We start from the raw sequence: 25,401 nt of genomic DNA, 5'->3' as shown, positions 1-25,401 counted from the left end.
GACCAATCCGACACCAACGGGAGCAGCGGAAAACGACATGGCAAACGACACGGCAAACGACCTTGTGGAACTGGAAGTCGCCGACGGCATAGCGACGCTCTGGCTGAATCGCCCGGACAAGCGCAATGCAATGAGCGACGACATGCGTACTGCTTTTGTCGAAGCGCTCGAACATGTGGCGCGCGAAAAGACGATCCGTGCGATGGTTCTGACGGGACGAGGCAAAGGATTCTGCGCGGGGGGCGACGTGGCCGGCATGGAAAGACGGATCCAGGCACCGCCCGGCGAGATCGCTTTCAACGGCTGGACGCGTCAGCAGGGTGTTCATCACGCGCAGTCCCTGCTGCATACCATGCCCAAGCCGACGATAGCCGCGGTGAACGGCGCGGCGGCAGGACTCGGAGCGGATATCGCGCTCGCGTGCGATTTCATCGCCGGTTCGGAAGCGGCCAGCTTTTCGTGGGCGTACATTCACCGCGGCATCGTTCCTGACGGCGGCGGCATGTATTTTCTGCCGCGCAGGGTGGGCTTGCCCAAAGCGAAGGAACTGATTTTCACCGGCCGCAAGGTCGAGGCCGGCGAAGCGCTTGCGCTCGGCATCGTCGACCGGACATTCGACGCGGATGCGCTCGTTGCGGGTGCCCGGGAATGGGCCGTCGAGCTGAGCAAAGGCTCTCGCACTGCGCTCGCTTTAGGCAAGACGATTCTCAACCAGAGTTTCGAGCTATCCGCCCAGCAGGTTTTCGCGCAAGGCAGCCAGGCGCAAGGCATCTGCTACACCAGCGCCGAGCATCGCGAGTCGGTCCTGGCATTTCTGGCCCGACGTGAGGCGGCCAGATCATGAGCGAAACCAGCGCTGTCGCACGCCTGCTGAAACCACGTAGCGTCGCGATCATCGGCGCGTCGTCGGATGCGGGCAAAACCGCTGGCCGGCCGGTTGTCTATTTGCTCAAGCATGGATTTTCGGGCGACATCTATCCGGTCAATTCACGCGCCAGCAGTGTCAGCGGTTTGCGCTGCTATCCGGATGTCGCGTCGTTGCCGGGTGTGCCGGACGTCGCGATCGTGCTGCTGGGCGCGGAACGCGCGCATATCGCCGTACGGGAGTTGGCGGAGCGCGGGACGGCGGCCGCGATCGTGCTCGCGAGCGGCTACGCGGAAACGGGCGACGAAGGTGCAGAGCGGCAGCGTCAACTGATCGAGGCCGCCGGCAGCATGCGGATCCTCGGGCCGAACACAATCGGGCTGGTGAATCTTACCGACAGCATCTGCCTGTCGGCGAGCGGCGCACTCGCGATGGACCGGTTTACCCGCGGCTCCATCGGCGTTGTATCGCAGAGCGGCGGCATTCTGGGTGCGTTGCTGTCGCGCGCGGCGGCACGCGGCATTGGCCTGTCGAAGCTGATTTCGACGAGCAACGAAGCGGATCTCGATACGGCGGACTTTATCGACTATCTGGCCGAGGATCCGGCGACGAAGGTCATTGCGCTCTATCTCGAGGAAATCCGGCATCCTGAGAAATTCCGTCGGGCCGCGCTAGCTGCCGCGCAGCGCGGCAAGCCGATCGTCGCGTTCAAGATTGGCCGCTCGGAAGGCGGCTCGCGTGCCGCGGCTTCCCATACGGGTGCGCTGGCCGGCACCGACCGCATGTATGACGCGTTCTTCACGGAGGTCGGGATCATTCGCGCCAATACCTTTGGCGATCTGCTCGACATTCCCGTCGCGCTCGATACGGGCCGCGTGCTGCGCGGCAACCGGGTTGCGATTCTCACGTCCACCGGGGGCGCCGGCACGTTGCTGTCCGACAGCCTCGGTGTATGCGGCTTCGAGACGCCGGCGCCCGACAGCGACACCGCAGCCGCACTGCGCTCGCTGCAAGCCGGAATACACGCGAACTTCGATCGGAATCCTATCGACGTGACGCTGGCCGGTCTACAGCCCGATCTGCTGCGCGGTGCGATCAGGATTCTGATGCAGAGCCCGACTTACGATGCGTTGACGATCGTCGTCGGTGCGTCGGGCGTCGGGTCGCCGGAACTCATGGCGAGTGCGATCCGTGACTGTCTGCCGCTGTCGGAAAAACCGGTAGTGGCCTTCACGAGTCCGCATGCGCCGGAGGCAGCGGCGATTCTCACGCAATACGGCGTTCCCGCATACTCGATCGTGGAAAGCTGCGGCGCGGCGCTCGACGGCTTGCGGCGCCACTATCGATGGAAGGCGCCCGCCGATCCGGGAGCGGGCCACGTCGTGTCCGTAGCGGATCTGCCGTCAGGCTCGCTCGATGAACACCAGGCCAAGCAACTCTTCAGCCGGTTCGGCATTGCGCCGGTGGAGGAGAAGGTCGTGACGACAGCCGTTCAAGCGGAAGCCGCGGCGAACACACTCGGCGGTGCGGTCGTGCTGAAGATACTTTCGGGCGAGATCACTCACAAAACCGATGTCGGCGGCGTGGCGGTCAACCTGACCGCGGATCAGGTGTCGTCCCGTTTGCAGGCGATGACCGTCGAGGTCGAGCAGAAAACCGGCGTCGCGCCGACGCGCTTTCTCGTGCAGCAAATGCTGTCCGGCGGCACGGAAATGATTGTCGGCATGCATCGTGACGCGCTCGGCACGGCGATTCTACTAGGCATGGGTGGCATCACTGCCGAACTGTTCGACGACACGTCGATGCGGTTGCTTTCGGGTCGCGGCGGTCTCTCGCGCGAACAGGTGATGGAGATGCTCGCCGAACTTAAGACCCTGCGTGTGCTGCAAGGCTTCCGCGGTCGGCCCAAGGCCGACATCGAAGCGCTCGTCACAGCGGTCGTCGCGTTCTCCACGATGGTGAGCCAGTTGGGCGACCGCCTCATGGCAGCCGAGATCAATCCGCTCTTCGTCTTGCCGGAGACTCAGGGGGTGAGGGCGGCGGACGGTGTGGCCGTGCTGGCTTCTGACGGGCCGCCCGAGCGCTGATTGTGGCGGGAAGTGCCCGTCTGCGGCGATGACATCCATTGGCGAGTGGTGTGCTCGGCAAAACGCTCGCGAGCGGACGGATTATGTTGAATCAACCCCGACGCATCCTCATAAACCGGATGAGCGACGGCGGCGAGTGCATAAAGCCGCAGCCATTCGCTATAACCCCGCACGAGAAAACCTCCCGAGCGCGCCACGTATTGCTCACGAGACGCCTCATAAACCCTCCGTAGTGCGAACCAGGGGACATGAGGCAAGTCGTGATGAACGAGATGATAGTTGTTGTTCAGAAACAGCAGGCGCCAGAACCACGCCGCTTCATTGATGACGGTGCGATGCTCGTGCGCCTGCGCCGCGCGGTGTTCCTGAAACGACCTGACCGAACCCACCGACAGCGAACCATAACCCGCGCCGACAATAAAAACCCACGCCGGGATCGCGCAAACATGTTGCAGCCAGGCGGTAAGCGCGGCGAGTGCGGCAAAGTGCGCAAGCCACACCGGGACATCGCGCCAATCACCGCCTTTGATTCGACGCAGCGCCGCCACGCCGGTCGCGGCAATCGCGAACGCAGGCCCAACCAGCAGGCGGCCTACAAACGTATTGCGGAAGGTCAGCAGCGCGCGAATCGCCCAGCCCGCGCGTTGCCACGCGAACCTGCCGACAAAGTAACTCTCCGGGTCGCGCTCGGGATGCGTGAGATGCGGATCGTCGTGATGCTGAAGATGGGAATCGCGATAGATGCCGTACGGAAAGCACACGGCGAGCGGCGCGAAACCGAGCAGCGCATTGACGAGCGGCGATCGCGTAGGATGACCGTGCAGCAGTTCATGTTGCAGCGACATGTACCACGTGCCGAGCAAAGCCAGCAGAAGCGTAGTGACGGGTAAACCCAGGTCGCGCGCATGTGTCGCCACGCTGAACCATCCGCCGTAGATCGCCGCGATCAGCGCCCACGTCGGCCATTGCGTGCGCCATGTCCAGCTTGCCGCGAGGCGCGAGAGCATGTTGCGTTGCGTGTCGTCGAGGTAAATCGCCATGAACAGGATCGGTCGGAATGCAGGTTCAGACCGATACTACGGACCCACGCGTCTTGCCAGAACCAATTTGTTCAGTAATGCATCTGCCAAAACGTGCATAGCTGGGCCAGCTTGCGCCGCGGCGGCCGGCCCCGGCGGTCAGGCGCTCATTGTGCTCAATGTGCTCGATGTGCTCATTGTCTATCCGCCACGCGGCAGGCGTGATCGAGCAGGCCTTCAGCCGAGCCGCTGCCGTTGTCCACGTCGATCCCGCTGTTCACGACCAGCCAGCCGTCCTGTTCCGCCGACGGCCCCGCGCCGGTGACAAGAATAGTTTGCGTGGCCATTGTCCCTTCGCCCTGATTGTCCTGCGCGACGATGCGAAACGGATTGTCCGTCTGGGTGAGCGCGGTTACGCGCATGATGCGGTAACGCTTGCCGTCGAGCGTATCCCAACGCCATTTGCCGGGCGTGTCTTTCGCGTGTTGCGCGAGCGCTTCGCTGATATCGCCGCGCATGCAATCGATATGGATATGCAACTGGTTTTGCGAGCGGCGGTATTGCGAGTTGATCTCCAGGCCGAGTTGATTGTCAGGCAGCGTACGCTTGACCGATTTCTCGACGTAGGTCCGCGCGTTCCAGGCGTCGACCCAGTAATCCTGCGCATGCGGTGCGAGCACGAGCGGGCTTTCGATTCCGGTGATGCGATCGGTCGGGATCAATAGATGCTGCGACCGTCCGACGATATCCTTCAGGATAGCGTAGCGTTTGTCGAGGTCGACGCTCGTGCATTGGCCCGGCGTGCCGGTGGCCTGTTGCGACGGCACACAGCGCAGGTCGACGATTTTCCACAGCGCATTCGAGTCGACCGTGGCGAGGCGCGCGCACCCGCCGGCGGCCAACGCGATAGCTAACGTCACCGCGATTCGCGCGCCGTGGCGCAGGAGGGCCCGTGGCGGGTGGACGGGCATCGGTGTTTTCATCGGCGGCGGGGTTGGGTTTTTCAAGGGAGTTATGAAGGCTGGCCGATATCAGATCGAGGGTGCGGGCAGCGGGCCGAGGAGCTGCTCGAAGGCAACGCCGATTGCAAGCAGGCGCCGGTCTTCGCCGAGCGGGCCGTCCAGTTCCAGTCCGACCGGCAGCCCGCTTGCCGTCATGCCCGCCGGCAGCGAGAGGCCCGGAATGCCCGAGGTGCTGGCCGGATCGGTGTTACGCAGGAACGCGTCCATCGTGTCGATCGGCTCCGAACCGTCGATGGAGACCGTCGACGAGCCGTTCACGTCGTCGATCGGCACGGCGGCGAGGCGCGTGGTCGGAAACAGCAGCGCGTCGAGGCGCTCGTCGGCGAACGTGGCGGCCATGTACCGCTGCAAGCGCGGCCGCCAATAATTTAGCGCGGCGTCGTAACGCTCGCCGAAGATATCGTCGAGTACGTCGTCGTAGATTGCGCGCACGTCCGGGCTGGCGATGCGGGCCGCCATTTCGACGACGGTTCTGACCGGCGCGTCGTTGGCGACGAGCCAGGCGAGCACGTCGTCGCGTGCCTCGTGGACCGCAATCGGGCCGCCCACCATGCCGTTCAGCGTGTCCAGTTCGCTCATCGCCACCGGTACGAACACGACGCCCGCCGCTTCGAGCTTCTTCAAGGCGGCCTGCGTTACGTCCGCTACCTGCCGCTCGATTCCTTCCCACAGCGGCGCGGGCAAGCCGATGCGCAAACCACCCAACGCGACGGCGGGCAACGCGCCGGCGCCGGTAATCACGCCGTCGAGCAGCGCGATATCGGCGACGGTGCGTGCCATCGGCCCGACCGTGTCGCGCGTATGGCTGATCGGCACCACGGCATCCGGATCGTGATAGCGCCGTTCGGCGCCGCCATTGCCGACCGACGGACGAAACCCCACGGTGCCCGTCAATGCGGCGGGAATGCGGGTCGAGCCGCCGGTGTCGGTGCCCAGACCCGCCGGCGCGATGCGCGCGGCAATTGCCGCTGCCGTGCCGCCCGACGAGCCGCCCGGAATCAGCGTGGGATCGTACGGATTGCGTACCGGCCCGGCGTGCGTGGCGAAGTTCGTGCTCGTAATGCCGAATGCCAGTTCGTGCATATTGGCTTTGCCGAGCACGATCGCGCCGGCGTCGATGAGCCGCTGCACCGAGGGCGCATTGGTCTTCGGCACGAAGCCTTCGAGCGCGGGTGTGCCCGCCGATGTCTGCAAGCCGGCCGTGTTGATGTTGTCCTTCACGACCACGGCAAGGCCGGCGAGCGGCAGGCGCGCCTTCCCGGCAGCGGGCAAGGCGTCGATGCGCCGCGCGGCGGCGAGCGCGCCGTCGAGGTCGAGCGTGGTGAGCGCGTTGAGGCTCGCGAGTGCCGCCGCGCGCGCGAGCAGCGTGGCCACATAGTCGGCGGCGCTCAGGTGGCCGGACTGGATCGCGGCGACGGCTTGTGTGGCCGTCAGCGCGAGCTGTTCATCGACGGTCCATGTCATGGCCGGCGTCTCCTTTTGCTGGTGCTGGTTTCCGGCGCGAAGGTTTCATGAAGCGCAGTGCGAAACGCGCCAGCGTGGGCACCAGCCTGGGACGCAACAGTCTTGCATCGTAGCCGCTCATACGCCGCTCGTTTTCCGCGAGGCACAGTGCGAACAGGTCGCGCGTATTCATGGCTTCACTGATTACACCACTGCTCGCGGGCAAAAAGTTCGAATCGTGCGCAACGCCTTGAGCATCGATTCCTTTCGCGATCGCGAGGCGCTGCCAGACCAGCACCACCCAGATCGCGGCGACGCGCAGCGCATGCCACGGCCTGCGCCAGATCGGCATGGTGCGGCGATACCACGCGACCCAGTTGATGAAAAACAGAATGTGGCGCGCTTCTTCCTGAATCACCGGCTCGAAAGTTTCGACCAGCGCCTCGGGGAAAAAACCCGACTGCTGCGCCGAGCGGAATAGGCCGAACGCAAAGAAACTGTCGATGCACTCGCTATAGCCCGTGCGCATCCATTCCCATTCGGCGTCGCGCGGCGCGGGATAGGGCGGCTCGGGCGCGATATCGATACCGTACGCGGCGATCAGCTTGGAGAGCACGTGCTTGTGACGCGCTTCTTCGTCGCCGTCCATCGTGATGGCTTCGCGCAGCAGCGGGTCGCTCAATTGCGCGGCATAGGTATGCACGGCGATCGACGCGCGGCCTTCGGTCTGCACGGCAATATCCCAGATGGGCAGCGAACACAGCCGTTCGAGTGCATCCGGCGGCAACTCCGGCCATTCGATCACGGCCGGTTTGTAGGGGTTGTGGGTTTCAAGCAGCATGCGGCAAAACATCTGCTTGTGCGCTTCGGAACCGATCTTCACGCGGGCGGGGCCGCGGAATGTCCAGTGGCGCAAGGTGCGGTCTTCGGCAACATCTGTCAGTGTGTCGGACATGGCAGGCGTACAGAGGGCGAACTCGATGTGTCGCCTATTCTGGCACAACCGTTCAAATTCCGATGCCGGACTGCACAAGTCCGGCGGCGCTGCGCGCCGACGCGAATCGCGCGATCAGGCGTATGACGCTTACTGCCGGTGACCGGTGATTACTGGGTAGTCATTGGTGGTTATCGATCCACATGCGTCCCCAGCGAAATGCATAAGCCAGCGCGTGCTCTTCGTCGAAGAAGTAATCGAGCGCGTCGAATGAATAAGCCTGGCCGTGGTTCGCGGAAGTTTTCTCGATGGTCAGGTTGGCGGCGAACAGGCCATTGGGCAACTGTTGTGCGGCCGGTGCAACTTCGTAACCCTTGTAGCGAATATGTGAGTTCATGATTTTTGGCAGTCAGTGTTCCCGCGTGCGGTGCAAAAGGCCGGCACGTCAGACGCAATCCGTAGCGTCACGCGGCCGGTAAATCAGCGGGCAGGGTCAAGCGTAGGCCGCGCTGCGCAGCGGGTGAACCAATCATTCGTCGAAAGCAAATCAGCAGGCAGGTATGCAGAAGCCCCGATCGGATCATATGCGCTGTGTTCGAGCACACTATCCGGCGATGTGAATCGCGGGTCTGTTATGTGCCGCACGGTTTGCACGAACGACGCCACCGTGGGCCGCCCAGGCGGGTCCACGGTGGCGTAAGACGTATGGAGAGAGGGGAGTTAAACCGCGTGCAGCAGGCGTGCGGACGGTGCGTCCTTGAGTGCGCCGCCAAGCGGCGCCGCGTCCGGCGTGCGGTGCGCGTTGAACGCCAGCGCAAATTGCGCGGCTTGCTGGCCGACCGTGGCGAGCTGATCGACCACCTTCGCGTCGGAACAGGTGTCGACGGTATCGAAGCGCGTTTCCAGCGTGTTGATGCCGGCGCCGAAAGGCGTGGGCCAGCCGCGCAGCGCGTGAACGATCGAGCGCAACGAGGTCAGCACCGAGCCGGCGGCCTGCCAGCCATAAGCAGTGACGATACAGCCGACCGCGCGGCCGTCCAGATACGGGCGCTCGTCGGCGCGCAGTTCCTCGAGCGTGTCGAGCGCGTTCTTGACGAGACCGGACACGCCGCCGTGATAGCCGGGCGTGGCGATGATCAGGGCGTCCGCATGGCGCACGGCCTCGATCAGTTCGAGCTGTTCATCCGTGCGCTGCGGCTGTTCCGGAGCATAGTGAGGCAGGCTATGCAGGAAGGTGCCGCCGAACAGGCGGGTATTCGCGCCCGCGGCCTGCGCGCCGCGCAGTGCGAAACCGAGCGCGCGTTCGGTCGACGAAGCGGCGCGTGTCGTGCCGCCAATGCCGACGACGAGCGGCCGGCGGGGATGATCGAAACTGGTCAACGAAATGCTCCTTCGGTAGCGGCTCACGATGCGCCGGCGCGGGGCTGCGCGCAGCGGACCGGGGCGAACCGGACTTTGAAGTGTCATCTTAATGAGCGCGAGGCGCGGCACGAAGCGACTTTTTGTTCTAACGATATAACCGTGCAGGGTGTTGGCGAGCGGCGGCGCCGCGCCGCATGGGCTGCAATGCACTTGAGATCGCGCCGGATAAGCATATGGCGAAGCATTGTTTGGGGGTGTGATAACCGGCGGCTATGATCGGATCGTCTCCTCCATGACATCTCCTTGACATGGGATTGGGCCTCGCCACGCTAGCGGCGAGGCCATTTTTTTGTCCGGCGAGCGAGCGGCGCGGGCGCCGGCCGCTTCACGATAAAGCCGTTTTTTGCATGCTACGATGGTCCGCGAAGTGAATCACGGCGAGGTCGAGCACGCAATGGCAACCCTTTATGACACCCTCGGCGTGCCCACGCACGCCACGGAAGAAGAGATCAAGCGCGCCTACCGGAAGGCCGCGATGAAGTGGCACCCCGACCGCAATGGCGGCGCCGAGGAAGTTGCGCGCGCCACTTTCCAGGAAATCAGGGACGCGTACGCGATTCTCTCCGACGCCGCGCAGCGCAAGGTGTACGACTCGGTCTACGCCGAACAGATGCGCGGCTGGGAGGCGCAGCATGCGCGCCGGCAGCAGGCGCAAACCGAGCGCGAAGCGGCCGCGCGCGCCGCTGACGAGGCCGCGTATGCGGAGATGGTCGCGCTCGCCATGCGTTTCGCCGACGACGGCCACAACCGCGACGTGCTGTTCGGCGTGCTGCTCGGGCGTCGATGCGAGGTGGGGCGAGCCGCGCAGATCGCCGATAGCGTGTCGGCGTTGCAGGCTGCGCGGCGCGAAGCCGCAAAGGCGCAGGCCGACGCAGCGAATGCTCCCGACGTTTCCGGGGCTCACGATGTTTCCGGTGTTGCCGATGCTTCGGCTGAGTCCGACCCAACTTTAGCGAAACAGGACGCCGCCGTGCAGGACGTGCCGGCGAGGCGCGCCAATCCGGAGAAGCAGGAGAAGCGCGCGGAACCCGCAGCCGCGACTCATCCGGCCGGCGTGCTCGAAGGTCTGTGGTTTCAGTTCCTCAACGGATTGCGGTTTTGACGTATCACGCGAATTGTCCGGCGATTTACAACGGCCCGCAGGAGAGGCGACTCGCGAGTCGCGGCGATTGTCGCGTCGCAGACCGGATGCGAGATCACGGAATCTGCTGCCGTGCGAGAAATGGCGCCCTGGCCGCTAGACCATAGACGTAGACCGAATTGATATAGAGAGCGGACTTTAGCGCCGGAATTGGCGCTTCTAGAATCAAACACAGGGCCGTGACATGCGTCGTTCGGACACGGCAAGCACGAGCGACGCCTGCTCATTGCCAAGCGAACTGCTTCGCTCGACTTCCACGCAGTCGATCCCTGGAGGCACGACGGCCATGTTCACTTTCATCGTAGTCGTTGCGGTGGCGGCGTTTATCCCCTACGTCGCGGCGCCCGGTATTGCCAACGGCGTCAAGGCGATCAGTACACCGCCCGCGGCGATGTCGTTCGATACGCCTCCTGCGGCCGGCGCCGATGGAAGCGATGCGGCCAACCGGATCGTGTCAGGCCAACGCGAGACCGAAGCTTCTGTCTGAGGCTGAAATTGAAGCGCGGCGCCTGGTTGAATTTCTCCCTCTCTTTCGAAGGCTTAATGAAAGCTTCGCGCTTGCGCTGATACACTTTGGGGCGAGCGTGAATGCACAACGAGGCGCACGGACCAGGCACACCAACGCACTGCGTTTGCGAGCGAGAAACCCTGGTACAAATTCTCGTGGCGCGACAAATTTGATCATCGTAGTGTCACGAGGGCGCAAGACTGAGCCGGCAGAATGGCACACAGAAGCATAAAAACACGTGTACGGGGTAAGCGTGACCAGAAAATACAAGGTGCTGTTTCTCTGCCGCGAGAATTCAGCACGCAGCATCATTGCCGAAGCTTTATTGCGGGAACTGGCGGGACACCGGTTTGACGCGTTCAGCGCGGGACCGGAGCCGGCCGCGCGGGTTCATCCATTTGCGGTCGCGCAATTGCGGCCCGGCATTTCGGATCTTGGCGTGCTGAGCCCGAAAAGCTGGCTGGAATTTACCGGCGAATGGGCGCCGCGCATGGACCTCGTGATCGCCCTGGACGAATCCGTGGACGCACGGCATGCGCCCGCGTTTCCAGGTGAACCACAGTTGTGCCTCTGGAGCTTTGCCGATCCGCTCGCGGGCGACATGGCCGAGCCGGAGCGCGCACGCCTGTTCGACAAGGTGTTCTGGCAAATCGTGCGGCAGGTCAGCGCGTTTATCGAACTGCCGCAATACGCCATGCCGGCAAGCACCACGGCAAGCGCGGCAGCGGTCCCCGCAGCCATTGATTCGTCGCACCGCGCCACGACGTGCGACGCATGATCGCAGTCCAGCACTTGCATGAGCCGCAATAGCGCAGCGGTCTAGCGGTTGTTCGAGCGTGCGAGCGGACTGCCGGCGAACGGGTCGTTTTGCCAGTCCACACGTTTCTTCTGCTGCGGAGCGGGCGCGGGCGCCGGCGTGGCCGACAGTTCAAAGTGGTCGATAGACTGACCTGCGCTGATGGCCTGTTTCAGCCATTGGGGCATCTCACCCTGGCCATCCCAGCTATCTCCAGTTGCGCTACGGTAGCGTTCAGCCTTTTGCGCGGCCGGCTCGGATGCGAGCACTGCGGCAAGGTCTTCTGGTTTGATACCAAACTCTTCCATGCGGTGGCGGAGATACGCAATCATGCTATCTCGCTTCCTTTCGTCCATAAGATATTCGTCCTTCTAAAACGTCCAGCGTTCTGTCAATTACAGATTGCAAGGGAAGCCCGCGTGAGCATCGAGCCCATGTGAATGGGGACGGCCCGCGGTGTGGTTATCGATTGAAGGAAATTCCAAAGGCAGCGTCAGAAAACGTCGTTCCCTATATCGCGGCGCAGCATATGGCCTATCCGGCCGCCTATCAAACCAGGTTATCAATCAATGAATATTCAAGCGCTCCGCCGCGCGGCAGACAAGACCGGATAAGTCTCATGCCGACAAGGGAAAAAACTGTATTGACGATGCATTGATTGCAGATGGCCGGTTTCATCTCCACGCTCCGTCTCTCGCCGGTGCCTCGCGCGGGGCCGATTATTTACGTTATGCCAGCATCATAACGCACTGTGTGGCCAAAGCACGCGCCGGTCCGGCTGATTTTGTTTCAAATGCCGTCTTTCGAACTTGCCGGCCGCGGTAAACGGGGCCGGGGTGTTCAGCGATTGAATTCCTGAGTGGCCGAGCTATAAAGAAACAGCGGAGCCAAAATCCGCACCGCCAGCCTGCGGCAACCGATTCCGGCCAGTCGCGAGAACGCGTCCGACATCGGTTCAGGTATGGCAAGTCATTTGCCGTTTAGTTCGATGACTCGCCGCAGCAGTTCGCATCGACATCGACTCGTCCGTCAGCCCATCGGGCAGCCTGGCGTTTTTTTCACGGATCAATTGTTTGGAGGACGAGAACTGCTGCGCCGGATTCAAGGAGTCTGGACATGAAACTACGATTATTGATGGCGGTGGCCAGCGCCGTGCTCCTGCTCGCGCCGCGAACGGCGAGCGCGCAGGAGACTCAGGGCCAGCAGGGCGCGGGTGTGCCGGGCCACACGATGATGCAACAGAACGCGAACGAATCGGCGCAGGCCACGACCGATATGCCGTTCAGCGAATCAGGACAGGGCATGACGCCCGGCGCACAGCCGGTGCAGAATGTGTCATATGGAGGCGTGGCAGCAGGGCAGTCGGACGCGGGAGATCGGCAAAACCAGCCATGCACTTCTTCCGGCCCGTTATGCAGGATTTATTTCGGTCAGTGACAGATCCATCTTCGGGAATGCGGCGCGTGATACAGGCGCTGCATTCCCGTTACTTCCGCCGACTTCCCGCCGCGCCTTCCTTAAGCCTGACTCGTGCCTGACTCATGCCAGCGCCATGCCGTGCTGTGAATGATCGGCGTGTTCGCCGAGATGCCCCATCATCGTGTCGAAATCGTGTCCTTGCACTGACGCGCGTTCAGTGAAACCACGGAATTCGTCCAGCAGTGCGCGCCACGAGTCGTGCCAGCGCGTTTCCCTGATACACGTACCCAACGGATCCGCAATGCGCAACACGCCGTTGTCCGGATAGAAGGTGACGGTGACCGGCATGCCGTCGATCACACAAGTAGCGGTACAGGGGCGGGTGGTAAGCATGGGCGATGTCCTCGTTTTCGGTAAGCGGTTGACAGTGCGTTGAAGGCTGACGTGGCTTCAGCAAACGCTGTGCCCAACTGACTCGTGCACTTGCCTGCATCTTGCCCCGTCATTCTCACGCACGGTTGCACGCCCGTGATCCGCATCGATAACCCTACCTCCGACCGCAATTTTCCGGACTCGTCAGCGGACGATTTATTACGATGTTATGGTGTAGTCCATTCGGGTTTTCACTCGCTAATTTCCAGACCGCATTCGCGTCGCTGCCGGCAAGCAGGCCAATATGGCCTGCTTTTTTAATCGTGCCTCATGCCTCGTGGTTCGCCAACGGATTAGCGCGGTGCGGCCGCTCCAATTCCATCTGTTGTTTAGAAACTCGCAAACAATACTATGTTGATCGAAGATAATCTCGCGGCGAGCCATGCCTCGCTGGACGACGGCACGCCGTCGTCCCTGCGTTCGTGGCTCGCTGTTTTCGCGGTCGCCATCGGCGCTTTCGCTTTCGTGACGACGGAGTTTTTGCCGGTCGGACTCCTGCCGCGGGTCGCCGCGGATCTCGGCGTGCTGCCCGGCACGGCCGGATTGATGGTCACCGTGCCCGGCGTGATTGCAGCTATTTCCGCGCCGGGTCTGATGCTGGTGGCGGGGCGTATGGATCGGCGGCGGGTATTTCTTTTACTCACGGCTTTGCTGCTGGCTTCGAATCTGATTTCGGCCTTTGCGCCGAATTTTCTGGTCATGCTGCTCGGGCGCGCGCTGCTCGGCGCTGCATTGGGCGGCTTCTGGACGCTGGCTACGGCGGCGTCGGTACGGCTCGTCAAGCCGAGAGATTCTGCGCGAGCAATGGCGACCATCCTCACCGGCGTGACGTGCGCCACGGTGATCGGCGTGCCGCTCGGCACGTTCATCGCCAGCTTCGCGTCGTGGCGCCTGTCGTTCATGGCGACCGGCGTGCTGGTCGCTATTGCGCTCGTCGCGCAGTTCTTCTTCGTGCCGTCCTTGCCGTCGGACGCCGCGTTGCGCCTGCGCGATCTGGTGGCGTTGCTGCGCCGCCCGCATCCTCGCCGAAGCATGCTGATGGTCGGGCTCGTGTTCGGCGCGCATTTTTCGTCGTACACGTACATCACGCCTTTCCTGCTGCACAATGCGAATCTGGACATGTCGACGATCACGTGGCTGCTGCTCGGATTCGGCGTAATCGGGTTCTTCTCGAACTTCGCCGTTTCGTCCACGGTGACGCGCAACCTGAAAGTCTCGGTAGCCGTGATGGTTTCGCTGCTGATGTTCGCGCTGGTTTCGCTGCCGCTGCTGCAGCATTCGACGATCGGCGTCATGGCGCTGGTGCTCGCGTGGGGCATTTCGTTCGGCGCATTGCCGCTGTGCTTCAGCATCTGGATTCAGCGCGCTACGCCGGACTCGCCCGAAGCGGGTTCGGCCTTGTTCGTGAGCATCATTCAGGTGGCGATTGCGGTGGGGTCGCTGGTGGGCGGCGTGGTGGTCGACCATGTGGGTATTTCGGCCGACTTTCTGCTCGGCAGCGGTCTCGCGTTGCTGGGGCTCGCCGCGCTGGCGAGCTTCGGGCGCAGCGAGCAGCCTGTCGCGCCTGAGGCGTTGGCTTGCCCGGCATGCCCGGATTGACAACCGGTTCAGAGGCTCAGAGGTTTAGTGCTGGTTCAGCGGTTCAGGTTCACATCCAACCGGCGCTCCGGCCATTCGCTCGGAACCGTGAAGGACGATGCACCGACAACCCGATCACAGCGCGAACCTCGCTCGCAATGGGGGCTGTTTGCAAGCCTGGCCGGCCGCCGCCTTCGGGTTCGCGGCCTGACATAACTCTCACGTCGCAGTCTCAAAGGGTACGGTGATATTCTTGCGCCGCCTACCAATCTGATCCAGGTCCCGATGCGCTCAACTTTCACCAAATGGCTGTTTATCGTCTACATGCTCGGTAGCGGGACGCTGTATTCCATCATCATTCTGCTTCTCTTTCCTTTCGTCGGACGCGCTGGACGATACTGGCTTGCGAAACAATGGTGCCGTGCGCTGGTTTTTGTCATGCGTTGGCTGCCCGGCGTGTCATGTTCGATAGACGGGCTTGAACACCTCCCTGACGGACCGGCGATCATTTTGTGCCGTCACGAATCGACTTGGGAAACGCTCGCTTTTCTGGCGCTTATTCCACGCCGAATCAGTTTTGTGTTCAAGGAAGATCTTCTGCGCATTCCGTTCTTTGGCTGGGTGCTGCGCGGACTCGATATGGTCAGCCTGAACCGTGGTTCCGCCCGGCAGGCTCACCAGGCTGTCACGAAGGAAAGCGCGGAGAGGCTGGCAAAGGGCGACGTCGTCGTCATTTTCCCGGAGGGCACCCGCGTGCGTCACGATGCCCCGTTGAGGATGACATCGGGAGGCGTGCGGCTCGCATGCGCGACCGGCGTGCCTGCCGTCCCGGTAGTCCTGAACGCGGGCAAGGTCTGGCCGACGAAAGGCTGGCCCGACCGTCCCGGGCATATTCGCGTGGTGGTCGGCCCGCCGTTCTCGCCTCGGGAGATGACACAGCAGGAGTTGAGTCATGCCGTGCATGAATGGATGAAGAACGAACTGCAGCGGCTCTGACGCTTTTCGGTGACGCGCGACGCACCGATACGCGCAGGGTCGCGGCAGGATCCGCAGATTTCCCGCGACCTGACGCGAGGGCGGCCGCTGTTGTCGACGGCCGATTGAATTGGAGCCGAATTGAGCATAAGGTGTTTGCTCCCAGTCCAATCGGAGTTTGGTATGCGACGTTTTGCAATGACTGCGGCCGCGTTGATGGCCGCCGGTTTCACCGTGTCCGCAGCTGCCCAGGTTGTCGTCACCATCGGTCATTCGGCTCCGCTCACGGGCCCGCAGGCGCCGAACGGCAAGGACAACGAGAACGGGGCGCGGCTTGCCATCGACGAGCTGAACAAGGCGGGCGTTACCGTCGCGGGCCAAAAGGTCACGTTCAAACTGGACTCGGAAGACGACCAGGCCGATCCGAAAATCGGCGTGCAGGTTGCGCAGAAACTGGTCGATAGCGGCGTGGTCGCCGTTGTCGGACCGTATAACTCGGGCGTGGCGATTCCCGCCTCACGCGTCTACAACGCCGGAAATGTGCCGATGCTGCCCGTCGCCTCCAACCCGGCGCTGACCAAACAGGGCTTCAGGAACATCTTCCGTATCGGCGCGAGCGATGAACAACTGGGCGGCACGATGGGACAATTTGCCGCGAAGACGTTGAAGGCCAAAACGGCCGCCGTGATCGACGATCGCACGGCATATGGTCAAGGCGTGGCGGAGCAGTTCACGAAAGTCGCCAAGGCAAACGGCATTCAGATCATCGACCAGGAATTCACCAACTCGTCGGCTACCGATTTCCTCGGCATTCTCACGAACATCAAGTCCAAAAATCCCGACGTGATCTTTTTTGGCGGCTACGCGGCGCAAGGCGCGCCGATGGCCAAACAGATGCGTCAGCGCGGGCTCAGGGCCAAACTGCTCGGCGGCGACGGCATCTGTTCGGCCGACATGGGCAAGGTGGCCGGCGACGCGGCATCGATCGTCTACTGCGCGCAGGGCGGTATCGCGCTCGAGAAAACAGCGGCCGGCCGCGAGTTCCTGCAAAAGTACAAGGCTGCGTACAACATCGATACCCAGGTCTACGCCGTGAGCTACTACGACGGCGTGAAACTGCTCGCCGACGCAATGGTGAAAGCGGGAACGACAACGGACAAGGCCAAGCTGATCGCGCAACTCGCGAAGGAGAACTATAAGGGCGTTGCGGGCACCTATTCGTTCGACGAGTCCGGCGATCTGAAGGGCGCCCCGACCACCGTGTACACCATCAGGAATGGCTTGCCGGTCCCCTACGGTGAATGACGGACAGTAACGTAACGGCAGGCGACCCACCGACTTCACGAAGCAGATATGAAAATTTCACGCACTATCCAGACTGTCGAAGTTCACACCGGCGGAGAGGCATTCCGCATTGTCACCAGCGGTTTGCCGCGTCTGCCTGGCGACACGATCGTCAAGCGGCGCGCGTGGCTGAAGGAAAACGCCGACGATATCCGCCGGGCGTTGATGTTCGAGCCGCGTGGGCATGCCGACATGTACGGCGGGTATCTGACGGAACCGGTCAGCGCCGCCGCCGACTTCGGCATCATCTTCCTTCACAACGAAGGTTATAGCGACCATTGCGGCCACGGCGTCATCGCGCTCGCGACGGCGGCGGTCGAACTGGGCTGGGTTCAGCGTGAGATACCCGAAACGCGCATCGGCATCGACGCGCCTTGCGGGTTCATCGAAGCATTCGTGAAGTGGGATGGCGAGCATGCCGGCAACGTTCGCTTCGTCAACGTGCCGTCGTTTATCTGGAAGCGGGACGTGACCGTGCAGACGCCGTCGTTCGGTTCGGTGACGGGCGATATCGCGTTCGGCGGCGCGTTCTACTTTTACACCGACGGGGCGCCGCACGGCCTCGAGGTGCGGGAGTCGGCCGTGGAAGAACTCATCCGCTTCGGTGCCGAAGTGAAGGAGGCTGCAAACAGGGCGTTTCCCGTCGAGCATCCTTATATCCCCGAGATCAACCACATCTACGGCACCATCATTGCGAACGCACCGCGGCACGCGGAGTCGACGCAAGCCAACTGTTGTGTGTTTGCGGACCGCGAGGTGGACCGTTCACCCACCGGTTCCGGAACCGGCGGCCGGGTCGCGCAGCTTTATCTGCGCGGCAAGCTTGGCAAGGACGAGACGCTTGTGAACGAGTCCATTATCGGCACGGTGTTCAAAGGGCGTGTCTTGAGCGAAACGACGGTGGGCGATTTCAAGGCCGTCATTCCGGAGGTCGAAGGCAACGCTTTTGTCTGCGGCTTCGCGACATGGCTAGTGGATGAGCGCGATCCGCTTACCTACGGGTTCCTTGTTCGATAGGGCGGACGTCGTGCGGATCGGGTGAAGAAGTGAGCGGCCGGGGATCCGGCTGAACGCGAGGAACTGGACATTGCCGATAACGGCAGAGGTTTGTCCGGTCCGGACCGTTGCGCCGGTTCTCAATGCGCGGTTTCGATTACGCTCCAGATCCGTTCAGCGGAGTCGCCCGTGAATTGTCTGGCGATAACCGCCCGGCATTTGTCGCAGCGATAGTGTTCGAGGACGAGTGTGCCGTTGCATTCCGCCACACCGATCAGCGTGAGGTGTTCCTGCCGTTGAACATCGACAGGCCGGCCGTTGATGCCGGAGCATCCATCGCAGACTTCCATCGCGCCTCCCGACTTTTGCATCCATCGTTCAAAAGAAGCCCGCGCGGGGGCGGGCGAAGACTGATGCACCCGCTGAGGAGACAACGCGGGCCGGATTAGTATCCGGCTCGATGGAGCATTTGTGCAAGTGCAAAAAAATAACGTGCAGCATGTTCGGACCGGTGCAGGCCTCGGTGGAGAAAGCCTGTGCGTTTGCTGTACAACCAGTTCTGCGCCCAATGAAGATAAGGAGAGGCCATGTCGATTGATCTCGCGAGTTTCACGCCCGGCCTGTCATTGACGGGCGGCCTGCTGATCGGGGCCGCGGCTGCCGCGCTTGTTTTGTTCAACGGACGCATAGCCGGCATCAGCGGCATACTCGGCGGCCTCGTCGGCACGCCGCAGAAAGACGCGCAATGGCGTGTCGCTTTTCTTGCCGGGCTCATTGGAGCCCCTGTGCTGGCAGGCTTGCTGGGTAGCCGGATAGCGCCGGATATCCAGGCCGGGTGGGGCGAGATACTCGTCGCGGGCTTTCTGGTCGGCATCGGCACGCGTTACGCGGGCGGTTGCACGAGCGGCCACGGTGTTTGCGGCATTTCGCGAGGGTCCATCCGTTCGGTTGTTGCAACCGCAACGTTCATGGCGAGCGGTTTTCTGACCGTGTTCATTTCCAGACATCTGCTGGGAGGCTGAGATGAGTTTGCTCACCGCGTTACTTTCCGGGCTGCTGTTCGGCGTCGGTCTGATGGTGTCCGGCATGGCCAATCCGGCGAAGGTGCTGGGATTTCTGGACATCGCAGGGCGATGGGATCCGTCGCTGGCATTCGTTATGGCTGGTGCAATAGCCATCGGCTCTATCGCATTCCTGCTGGCAAAACGCCGCAAGCAATCCCTGCTGGGGTTGCCCATGCAACTTCCCGCCAGCACCCACATCACGCTGCGGCTCGTGCTGGGAAGCGCGGTATTCGGCGTGGGCTGGGGACTTGCCGGATTTTGTCCGGGCCCTGCGCTGGTCGCATTGGGCGCCGGTTTTCCCAAGGCCTGGGGATTCGTGGCCGCAATGCTCGCCGGCATGAGTGTGTTCGAGTTCTTCGAGCGCGCGAAACTGAGTCGGCAGCAGGCCTGAATGGCGGTGATGGGCCTGGACACCTTCGCAGGCAGCAAACCCTGTCGATACTCCCTTCGATCCACTTTTGTTATCACCCCCTCCAATACTCGAATTGTTAGCGCATCGCACCGCTCGTATATTGGCTGAACCAGCAGCACAGGCAGCCGGATACAACAACACAAAGGCACGCCGCTCAGGTCTGCCACAGGAGCACAGCGATGAATCGGATCGATCTGGAGGGGCGCGTAGTCGCCATTACCGGCGGCGCGCGTGGCATCGGCTACGCGGTCGCGCAGCGGGCGTTGAACTCGGGCGCATCGGTCGCGCTATGGGACGTGGACGCCGAACGTCTCGCCCGCAGCCAGCGTGAGCTGAGCGAGCTCGGCAAAGTCACGGCAGTCGCCGTCGAACTGACACAGGAAGCCGCCGTCGCGCAGGCCGTGGCGCAAACCGTCGCCGATCACGGCGCGATCGACGTGCTGATCAATTGCGCCGGCATCACCGGCGGCAACGGCACCACCTGGGAACTGGAACCCGACATCTGGCGCCGCGTGATCGACGTGAACCTGATCGGCCCCTATCTGACCTGCCGCGCGGTCGTGCCGCAAATGCTCAGGCAGGGCTATGGCCGGATCGTCAATATCGCTTCGGTGGCGGGCAAAGAGGGCAACCCGAACGCCTCGCACTACAGCGCCTCCAAGGCCGGCCTCATCGGCCTGACCAAATCGCTCGGTAAAGAACTCGCGACGAAGAACATTCTCGTCAACGCCGTCACACCCGCCGCGGCCAAAACCGAGATCTTCGATTCGATGTCGCAGCAACACATCGACTACATGCTGTCGAAGATTCCCATGAACCGCTTCCTGTTACCCGAAGAAGCGGCGTCGCTGATCTTGTGGCTCTCCTCTGAGGACTGCGCGTTCAGCACCGGTTCGGTATTCGACCTGTCCGGCGGGCGCGCGACCTATTGAGCCGCCGCGCGATCACACCGGCGTGACGTCATTAGCGGTACATAAGACAGCAAAACGCAGAGCCGCCGACCGCGCGCGCTTTGTGAAGGAGACGAGATGGACCCGCACGCGCCCGTTTCACTGGAGGCGATCAACGGCAAGGTAATGCGCCGGCTGCTGCCGTTTCTGCTGTTCATGTACGTGCTGGCGTTTCTCGATCGCGCCAACATCGGTTTCGCGCAAAAGGCCTTGCAGCACGATACGGGTTTGTCGAACGCGGCATTTGCCTTCGGGGCGGGCGTGTTTTTCGTCGGCTATGCATTGTTCGAAGTCCCGAGCAATCTGCTGCTGCATCGGGTCGGCGCGCGCGCCTGGATGTGCCGGATCATGGTGACATGGGGGCTCGTCTCGGCCGCGATGTGCCTCGCGCATACGCCGACCGCGTTCTACACGTTGCGGTTTCTGCTCGGCGCCGCCGAGGCGGGTTTCTTTCCGGGCGTGATCTATTACCTCACGCACTGGTTTCCGCAATCGGCCAGAGCGCGCGCGGTGGGTGTGTTTTATTTCGGTGCGCCACTGGCGTTTATTTTCGGCAGTCCGTTGTCGGGTTCGCTGCTCGAATTGCACGGCGCGCTGGGTCTCGCCGGCTGGCAATGGCTCTTTCTGGTGGAAGGCGCGCTGGCTTCGGTGGTGGGCGTATGGGCATTCTGGTATCTCGACAATCGTCCCGAAGACGCGCACTGGCTCGAACCGCAGGAGCGCGCGAGCTTGCGCAGTGCGCTCGAAGACGACGCGCGTGCGGCGTCCGCGCACGGTCCGCAGCGCATATTGGCAGCACTGGTGGATCGGCGTGTGCTGCTGCTGTCGGCGATCTATCTGCTGATCCAGATGAGCGTGTACGGCGTGATTTTCTATCTGCCGCAGCAGGTGGCGGCCTTTCTTGGAACGACGGTCGGCTTGCGTGTGGGTCTCGTCGCCGCGCTGCCGTGGTTGTGCGCGCTCGCCGTGACCTGGTATGTGCCGCGCCGCGCGGATCGAACCGGTGGGCATCGGCGCTGGGCGGTGGCGTTGCTGATCGTCGCTGGCCTGGGTATCGGCGTGTCGGGACTCGTGCATAGCCCCGCGATCGGCTTGCTCGCGCTGTGTTGTGCAGCGAGCGGTTTCATCGCCGCACAGCCGCTTTTCTGGACCTTTCCCACGCGCTATCTCACGGGCGCCGCCGCGGCGGGCGGCATTGCGTTGATCAATTCGCTCGGCGGACTCGGCGGCTTCATTGCGCCGAGCTTGCGCACCGCGGCGGAACGCGCGTTTTCGTCGACGTCGGCGGGACTGGTCGTGCTGGGCGTGTCGAGTCTGCTCGCCGCGCTCATGATCGGTACGCTATTGCGCCGCGATCCCGCCCAGCCGGCCGCCGCTTTCGAAACCTTACTGCATCGCGCCCGCTAGGCGCACGCTCGACGTACTCATAACGGAGCCCCATTCATGGCCATGCCTACCATCCGGCACGTGCGTGCCTTCATCGTCCGCGGCGGCGGTGCGGACTATCACGACCAACCTGGCGGACACTGGATCGACGATCACATCTCCACGCCGATGGCGCGTTATCCGGAGTATCGGCAGAGCCGCCAGTCGTTCGGTATCAATGTATTGGGCACGCTCGTGGTGGAGATCGAAGCAAGCGACGGTACCGTCGGCTTCGCGGTGACCACAGGCGGCGAGATCGGCGCGTTCATCGTGGAGAAACATCTCGCGCGTTTTCTCGAAGGGCAGCTCGTTACCGACATCGAGAAAATGTGGGATCAGATGTACTTTTCCACGTTGTACTACGGTCGCAAAGGTGTGGTGCTGAATACGATCTCGGGCGTCGATCTCGCGTTGTGGGATCTGCTCGCGAAAGTGCGCAAGGAACCGGTGTACCAGCTATTGGGCGGTCCGGTGCGCGACGAACTCGTGTTCTACGCTACCGGCGCGCGGCCTGATCTAGCGAAGGAGATGGGTTTCATCGGCGGCAAGCTGCCGTTGCAGCATGGTCCGGCCGAAGGCGACGCCGGTCTCAGGCAGAACCTGGACAAGCTCGCGGAGATGCGCAGCCGCGTCGGCGACGACTTCTGGCTGATGTACGACTGCTGGATGAGCCTCGATGTGCCGTATGCCACGCGGCTCGCGCAAGCGGCGCACGAATACGGCCTGAAATGGATCGAGGAATGTTTGCCGCCCGACGACTACTGGGGTTACGCCGAACTGCGCCGCAACGTGCCGCGCGGCATGATGGTGTCCACCGGCGAACACGAAGCGACGCGCTGGGGCTTTCGCATGCTGCTGGAGATGCAATGCTGCGATCTGATTCAACCGGATGTCGGCTGGTGCGGCGGCATTACCGAATTGATCAAGATTTCCGCGCTTGCCGATGCTCACAACGTGATGGTGGTGCCGCACGGTTCATCGGTCTATAGCTATCACTTCGTGGTGACGCGGCACAACTCGCCGTTCGCCGAGTTTCTGATGATGGCGCCCAAGGCCGACGAGGTCGTGCCGATGTTCACGCCGCTGCTGCTCGACGAGCCGGTGCCGGTGAACGGACGCATGAAGGTGCCGGACGCGCCGGGTTTCGGTGTGAGGCTGAATCCGGAATGCGCACTGGTGCGGCCGTATGCGCGTTGATCGTTCGTCGCGCCGTTCGGGCACTCCTGGCGCTGCCGGGGCGCGCGCCTCGCAGTGTCGAACCAGCAAAGGAGAATGACGTGCTGCTCAAGGACAAGGTCGTGATCGTGACCGGCGCTTCGCGTGGCATTGGCCGCGCGATAGCCGTTGCATGCGCAACCGAAGGCGCGGACGTGGCGATCAACTACTGGGGCGATAACGACGCATCGTACGGACGCCGTTCCGCCGTCGCCGAAGTGGTCGGCGAAATCGAGGCGCTGGGGCGGCGCGTGATTGCGATCGAAGGCAACGTCGCCGCGCGCGAGACCGGCCAGCAACTGGTGCGCCATACGGTGGAAGCCTTCGGCAAAGTCGACGTGCTCGCCAGCAATGCGGGCATCTGTCCGTTCCATGCTTTTCTCGACATGCCGCCTGAAGTGCTGGAGTCGACAGTGGCGGTCAATCTGAATGGCGCGTTCTACGTGACGCAAGCCGCCGCGCAACAGATGAAAGCGCAGGGCACGGGTGGCGCGATCGTGGCGACGAGTTCGATCAGCGCGCTGGTGGGCGGCGGCATGCAGACGCATTACACGCCGACCAAAGCGGGCGTGCATTCGCTGATGCAGTCCTGCGCGGTTGCGTTGGGACCGTATGGCATTCGCTGCAACTCGGTCATGCCGGGCACCATCGCCACGGACCTGAACGCGCAAGACCTCGCCGACGAAGCCAAAAAAGCCTACTTCGAAAAACGCATTCCGCTCGGCAGGTTGGGCCGTCCGGAAGATGTCGCCGATTGCGTGACGTTCCTCGCCTCCGACCGCGCGCGCTATGTGACCGGCGCAGCGTTGCTGGTGGACGGCGGCCTCTTCGTCAACCTGCAGTAACGTGCAATGCCGATTTCAGTTCACCGGAGCCGAAGCCGCGATCAGCGAACTGGATGCGGCGGCGGCCGTGTCGTCGCGCTTGAGCTTGTGCGAGAAACCGCGCAACAGGTCGATGAAGCGCAGCGCCGGTTCAGCCAGCGGTTCTTCCTTGCGCGTGAGAATGCCGAAGCCCGACAGGCTCTTGCCGATTTCGAGCGGCAACGCAACCAGCAGTTTGCCGCGCAAATGATCGCGCACCACGGATTCGGGCAGCATTGCCACCGCATCGTAATTCTCGAGCAGTTGCAGCGTTGCGAAGATCGACGCGCATTCGGTCAGGTTCACCGGCGTGGCCAGTCCCGCACGCGCGAGTTCCTCTTCGAAAAGCACACGCGCCGGACTGGTGACAGGCTGCGCCACCCACGGCCAGTCGATCAGCTCACGCAGGGTAAGGCGCGCGCGCTGCGCGAGCGGATGCACCGAGCGCACGACCAGCAGCAGCGTCTCGCGTGCGAGCGGCTCGAAACTGAAATCGTTGTGTTGCAGCGGACTGGTGAGGCGCCCCAGCGCCAGATCGACTTCGCGGCGATGCAGCAATTGCACGACCTGATCGCTCGTTTCGCCCAGAATGCGCACATTCAGCAGCGGGCTTTCGGTTTTCAGCGCGGCGACTGCCATAGCCAGCAGATCGGGCGCGGCGCCCATGATCGCGCCGACCGTCAGTTGCCCATGACCGCCGCGTCGCTTGACTTCGAGGTCTTCGGCGAAACGGGTCAGTTCGGCCAGCGCGCGCCGCGCGTAGGCCAGCGTGACGACGCCGAGCGGCGTGGGCGTCATACCGCGCGCGTTGCGCTCGAACAGCAGGAAGCCGAACGCCTCCTCGATATCGCCGAGCATGCGGCTCGCGCTTGGCTGGGCCACGTTGACGGCCTCGGCGGCCTGATGGAGATTGCGGGCGTCGTCGAGCGCGACGAGCAGCGCGAGGTGTTTGAACTTGAGCCGATTGACCAGTGCGACAGTTGCTGAGTGTTGGCTCATGGGGCGGGTGCGATTCGGTTTGTGGATCGCCCAATCCCAACAACGGATTGAGATGCTATCGACGCAGGAATTATAGTCGCATCAGACGCTTCTCCCAGAAAGCGCCCGATACGACGGGAGACAGGCCGCAATGGAAACAATCGCTTTCCGGATGGTGCTCAACCCCGGCATGCGCGAGGAATACGAACGACGTCACGCGCAAATCTGGCCCGAACTGGTTGATGCATTGCACAACGCCGGCGTGCGCGATTACCGGATTTTCTTCGACCCGGACTCGCACCATCTATTCGCCATGCTGACGCGCCATAACCATCACACCATGAACGAGTTGCCGCAACTCGACGTGATGCGCAAATGGTGGGATTACATGGCCGACATCATGCAGACGGCAGCGGATCACACGCCGCTTCAGCAGCCGCTCGAACCGGTCTTTCATCTGAATTCGCTGAGCTGAGCTGACTTCGAAACGATCTTCACCGGACGGAGTGTGCC

General features: G+C 62.7%; 27 protein-coding genes. 17 read left to right on the top strand and 10 right to left on the bottom strand.

Annotation, left to right across the window (positions count from 1 at the left end):
* Positions 1 to 37 precede the first annotated feature (37 nt).
* Both BXE_RS31925 and BXE_RS31920 read left to right on the top strand, forming a co-directional pair.
* Positions 38 to 844, top strand: a complete 807-nt coding sequence (locus BXE_RS31925; RefSeq protein WP_011492255.1) for an enoyl-CoA hydratase/isomerase family protein — start codon at positions 38 to 40, stop codon at positions 842 to 844.
* A complete protein-coding gene (locus tag BXE_RS31920; RefSeq protein WP_011492254.1) occupies positions 841 to 2,952 on the top strand; it encodes an acetate--CoA ligase family protein in 2,112 nt (703 codons plus the stop codon). Before BXE_RS31925 ends, BXE_RS31920 begins: the two co-directional genes overlap by 4 nt.
* Here BXE_RS31920 and BXE_RS31915 read toward each other — a convergent pair.
* The 6 genes from BXE_RS31915 to BXE_RS31890 all read right to left on the bottom strand — a co-directional run bounded on the left by BXE_RS31915 (position 2,889) and on the right by BXE_RS31890 (position 8,750).
* A complete protein-coding gene (locus BXE_RS31915) occupies positions 2,889 to 3,992 on the bottom strand; it encodes a fatty acid desaturase (protein WP_011492253.1) in 1,104 nt (367 codons plus the stop codon). The genes BXE_RS31920 and BXE_RS31915 overlap by 64 nt on opposite strands.
* Before the next feature lie 173 nt (positions 3,993 to 4,165).
* The gene (locus tag BXE_RS31910; protein WP_049782295.1) at positions 4,166 to 4,942 is read right to left on the bottom strand and encodes a CDP-diacylglycerol diphosphatase; all 777 of its coding nucleotides are present in this window, start codon (positions 4,940 to 4,942) and stop codon (positions 4,166 to 4,168) included.
* 60 nt (positions 4,943 to 5,002) lie between these two features.
* On the bottom strand, positions 5,003 to 6,457 hold the full coding sequence (gene iaaH, locus BXE_RS31905) for an indoleacetamide hydrolase (protein WP_011492251.1): 1,455 nt from the start codon (positions 6,455 to 6,457) through the stop codon (positions 5,003 to 5,005).
* Positions 6,438 to 7,391: a hypothetical protein gene (locus BXE_RS31900; RefSeq protein ID WP_011492250.1), complete on the bottom strand. Its 954-nt coding sequence runs from the start codon at positions 7,389 to 7,391 to the stop codon at positions 6,438 to 6,440. Before BXE_RS31900 ends, iaaH begins: the two co-directional genes overlap by 20 nt.
* 160 nt (positions 7,392 to 7,551) lie before the next feature.
* Positions 7,552 to 7,767 (bottom strand): hypothetical protein, encoded by a 216-nt coding sequence (locus BXE_RS31895; protein WP_011492249.1) that lies wholly within the window; start codon positions 7,765 to 7,767, stop codon positions 7,552 to 7,554.
* A 323-nt stretch (positions 7,768 to 8,090) separates the two neighbouring features.
* Complete coding sequence (locus BXE_RS31890) at positions 8,091 to 8,750, bottom strand: NADPH-dependent FMN reductase (protein ID WP_040124579.1); 660 nt, start codon at positions 8,748 to 8,750, stop codon at positions 8,091 to 8,093.
* 436 nt (positions 8,751 to 9,186) lie between these two features.
* On the opposite strand from BXE_RS31890, the gene BXE_RS31885 reads away from it, so the two are divergent.
* The 3 genes from BXE_RS31885 (at position 9,187) to BXE_RS31875 (ending at position 11,219) form a co-directional block, all read left to right on the top strand.
* The gene (locus BXE_RS31885; RefSeq protein WP_011492247.1) at positions 9,187 to 9,894 is read left to right on the top strand and encodes a J domain-containing protein; all 708 of its coding nucleotides are present in this window, start codon (positions 9,187 to 9,189) and stop codon (positions 9,892 to 9,894) included.
* Between the two features lie 325 nt (positions 9,895 to 10,219).
* A complete protein-coding gene (locus BXE_RS31880; protein WP_040124581.1) occupies positions 10,220 to 10,420 on the top strand; it encodes a hypothetical protein in 201 nt (66 codons plus the stop codon).
* A 274-nt stretch (positions 10,421 to 10,694) separates the two neighbouring features.
* Positions 10,695 to 11,219: a low molecular weight phosphatase family protein gene (locus BXE_RS31875; protein ID WP_011492245.1), complete on the top strand. Its 525-nt coding sequence runs from the start codon at positions 10,695 to 10,697 to the stop codon at positions 11,217 to 11,219.
* Between the two features lie 41 nt (positions 11,220 to 11,260).
* On the opposite strand, the gene BXE_RS31870 is transcribed toward BXE_RS31875, so the two are convergent.
* Entirely contained in the window at positions 11,261 to 11,593 is a 333-nt protein-coding gene (locus tag BXE_RS31870) for an H-NS family nucleoid-associated regulatory protein (protein WP_011492244.1), read from the bottom strand.
* A 760-nt stretch (positions 11,594 to 12,353) separates the two neighbouring features.
* Between BXE_RS31870 and BXE_RS31865 the strand changes: the two genes are divergently transcribed.
* Positions 12,354 to 12,674, top strand: coding sequence for a hypothetical protein (locus BXE_RS31865; protein ID WP_011492243.1), 321 nt, complete (start codon positions 12,354 to 12,356; stop codon positions 12,672 to 12,674).
* 102 nt (positions 12,675 to 12,776) lie between these two features.
* Here BXE_RS31865 and BXE_RS31860 read toward each other — a convergent pair whose 3' ends face one another.
* Positions 12,777 to 13,049, bottom strand: a complete 273-nt coding sequence (locus tag BXE_RS31860) for a hypothetical protein (RefSeq protein ID WP_011492242.1) — start codon at positions 13,047 to 13,049, stop codon at positions 12,777 to 12,779.
* 390 nt (positions 13,050 to 13,439) lie between these two features.
* On the opposite strand from BXE_RS31860, the gene BXE_RS31855 reads away from it, so the two are divergent.
* The 4 genes from BXE_RS31855 to lhpH all read left to right on the top strand — a co-directional run bounded on the left by BXE_RS31855 (position 13,440) and on the right by lhpH (position 18,002).
* The gene (locus tag BXE_RS31855; protein WP_011492241.1) at positions 13,440 to 14,687 is read left to right on the top strand and encodes an MFS transporter; all 1,248 of its coding nucleotides are present in this window, start codon (positions 13,440 to 13,442) and stop codon (positions 14,685 to 14,687) included.
* A gap of 264 nt (positions 14,688 to 14,951) precedes the next feature.
* Positions 14,952 to 15,662, top strand: a complete 711-nt coding sequence (locus tag BXE_RS31850; RefSeq protein WP_007177659.1) for a lysophospholipid acyltransferase family protein — start codon at positions 14,952 to 14,954, stop codon at positions 15,660 to 15,662.
* Between the two features lie 162 nt (positions 15,663 to 15,824).
* Positions 15,825 to 16,946 (top strand): branched-chain amino acid ABC transporter substrate-binding protein, encoded by a 1,122-nt coding sequence (locus BXE_RS31845; RefSeq protein WP_011492240.1) that lies wholly within the window; start codon positions 15,825 to 15,827, stop codon positions 16,944 to 16,946.
* Between the two features lie 48 nt (positions 16,947 to 16,994).
* Complete coding sequence (gene lhpH / locus BXE_RS31840) at positions 16,995 to 18,002, top strand: trans-3-hydroxy-L-proline dehydratase (protein ID WP_011492239.1); 1,008 nt, start codon at positions 16,995 to 16,997, stop codon at positions 18,000 to 18,002.
* Between the two features lie 119 nt (positions 18,003 to 18,121).
* Here lhpH and BXE_RS31835 read toward each other — a convergent pair whose 3' ends face one another.
* On the bottom strand, positions 18,122 to 18,352 hold the full coding sequence (locus BXE_RS31835) for a hypothetical protein (RefSeq protein WP_233518946.1): 231 nt from the start codon (positions 18,350 to 18,352) through the stop codon (positions 18,122 to 18,124).
* A 216-nt stretch (positions 18,353 to 18,568) separates the two neighbouring features.
* Here BXE_RS31835 and BXE_RS31830 point away from each other — a divergent pair, with 216 nt between their 5' ends.
* The 6 genes from BXE_RS31830 to BXE_RS31805 all read left to right on the top strand — a co-directional run bounded on the left by BXE_RS31830 (position 18,569) and on the right by BXE_RS31805 (position 23,892).
* Positions 18,569 to 19,003, top strand: a complete 435-nt coding sequence (locus tag BXE_RS31830; protein ID WP_011492237.1) for a YeeE/YedE family protein — start codon at positions 18,569 to 18,571, stop codon at positions 19,001 to 19,003.
* A gap of 1 nt (position 19,004) precedes the next feature.
* Positions 19,005 to 19,436, top strand: coding sequence for a YeeE/YedE family protein (locus BXE_RS31825; protein ID WP_011492236.1), 432 nt, complete (start codon positions 19,005 to 19,007; stop codon positions 19,434 to 19,436).
* Between the two features lie 200 nt (positions 19,437 to 19,636).
* Entirely contained in the window at positions 19,637 to 20,389 is a 753-nt protein-coding gene (locus tag BXE_RS31820; protein ID WP_011492235.1) for an SDR family NAD(P)-dependent oxidoreductase, read from the top strand.
* A gap of 96 nt (positions 20,390 to 20,485) precedes the next feature.
* Complete coding sequence (locus BXE_RS31815; protein WP_011492234.1) at positions 20,486 to 21,814, top strand: MFS transporter; 1,329 nt, start codon at positions 20,486 to 20,488, stop codon at positions 21,812 to 21,814.
* Positions 21,815 to 21,850: 36 nt separating this feature from the next.
* The gene (gene rhmD / locus BXE_RS31810; protein WP_011492233.1) at positions 21,851 to 23,029 is read left to right on the top strand and encodes an L-rhamnonate dehydratase; all 1,179 of its coding nucleotides are present in this window, start codon (positions 21,851 to 21,853) and stop codon (positions 23,027 to 23,029) included.
* An 80-nt stretch (positions 23,030 to 23,109) separates the two neighbouring features.
* Positions 23,110 to 23,892, top strand: coding sequence for an SDR family NAD(P)-dependent oxidoreductase (locus tag BXE_RS31805; protein WP_011492232.1), 783 nt, complete (start codon positions 23,110 to 23,112; stop codon positions 23,890 to 23,892).
* Between the two features lie 15 nt (positions 23,893 to 23,907).
* Here BXE_RS31805 and BXE_RS31800 read toward each other — a convergent pair whose 3' ends face one another.
* Positions 23,908 to 24,909, bottom strand: a complete 1,002-nt coding sequence (locus tag BXE_RS31800; RefSeq protein ID WP_011492231.1) for a LysR family transcriptional regulator — start codon at positions 24,907 to 24,909, stop codon at positions 23,908 to 23,910.
* Between the two features lie 130 nt (positions 24,910 to 25,039).
* On the opposite strand from BXE_RS31800, the gene rhaM reads away from it, so the two are divergent.
* Complete coding sequence (gene rhaM / locus BXE_RS31795; protein ID WP_011492230.1) at positions 25,040 to 25,363, top strand: L-rhamnose mutarotase; 324 nt, start codon at positions 25,040 to 25,042, stop codon at positions 25,361 to 25,363.
* Positions 25,364 to 25,401 lie beyond the last annotated feature (38 nt).

Origin of the sequence: Paraburkholderia xenovorans LB400 (assembly GCF_000013645.1) — a bacterium.
Lineage (GTDB): Bacteria > Pseudomonadota > Gammaproteobacteria > Burkholderiales > Burkholderiaceae > Paraburkholderia > Paraburkholderia xenovorans.
The sequence above is the reverse complement of the archived record's forward strand: the minus strand, read 5'-3'. Positions and strand labels throughout refer to the sequence as shown.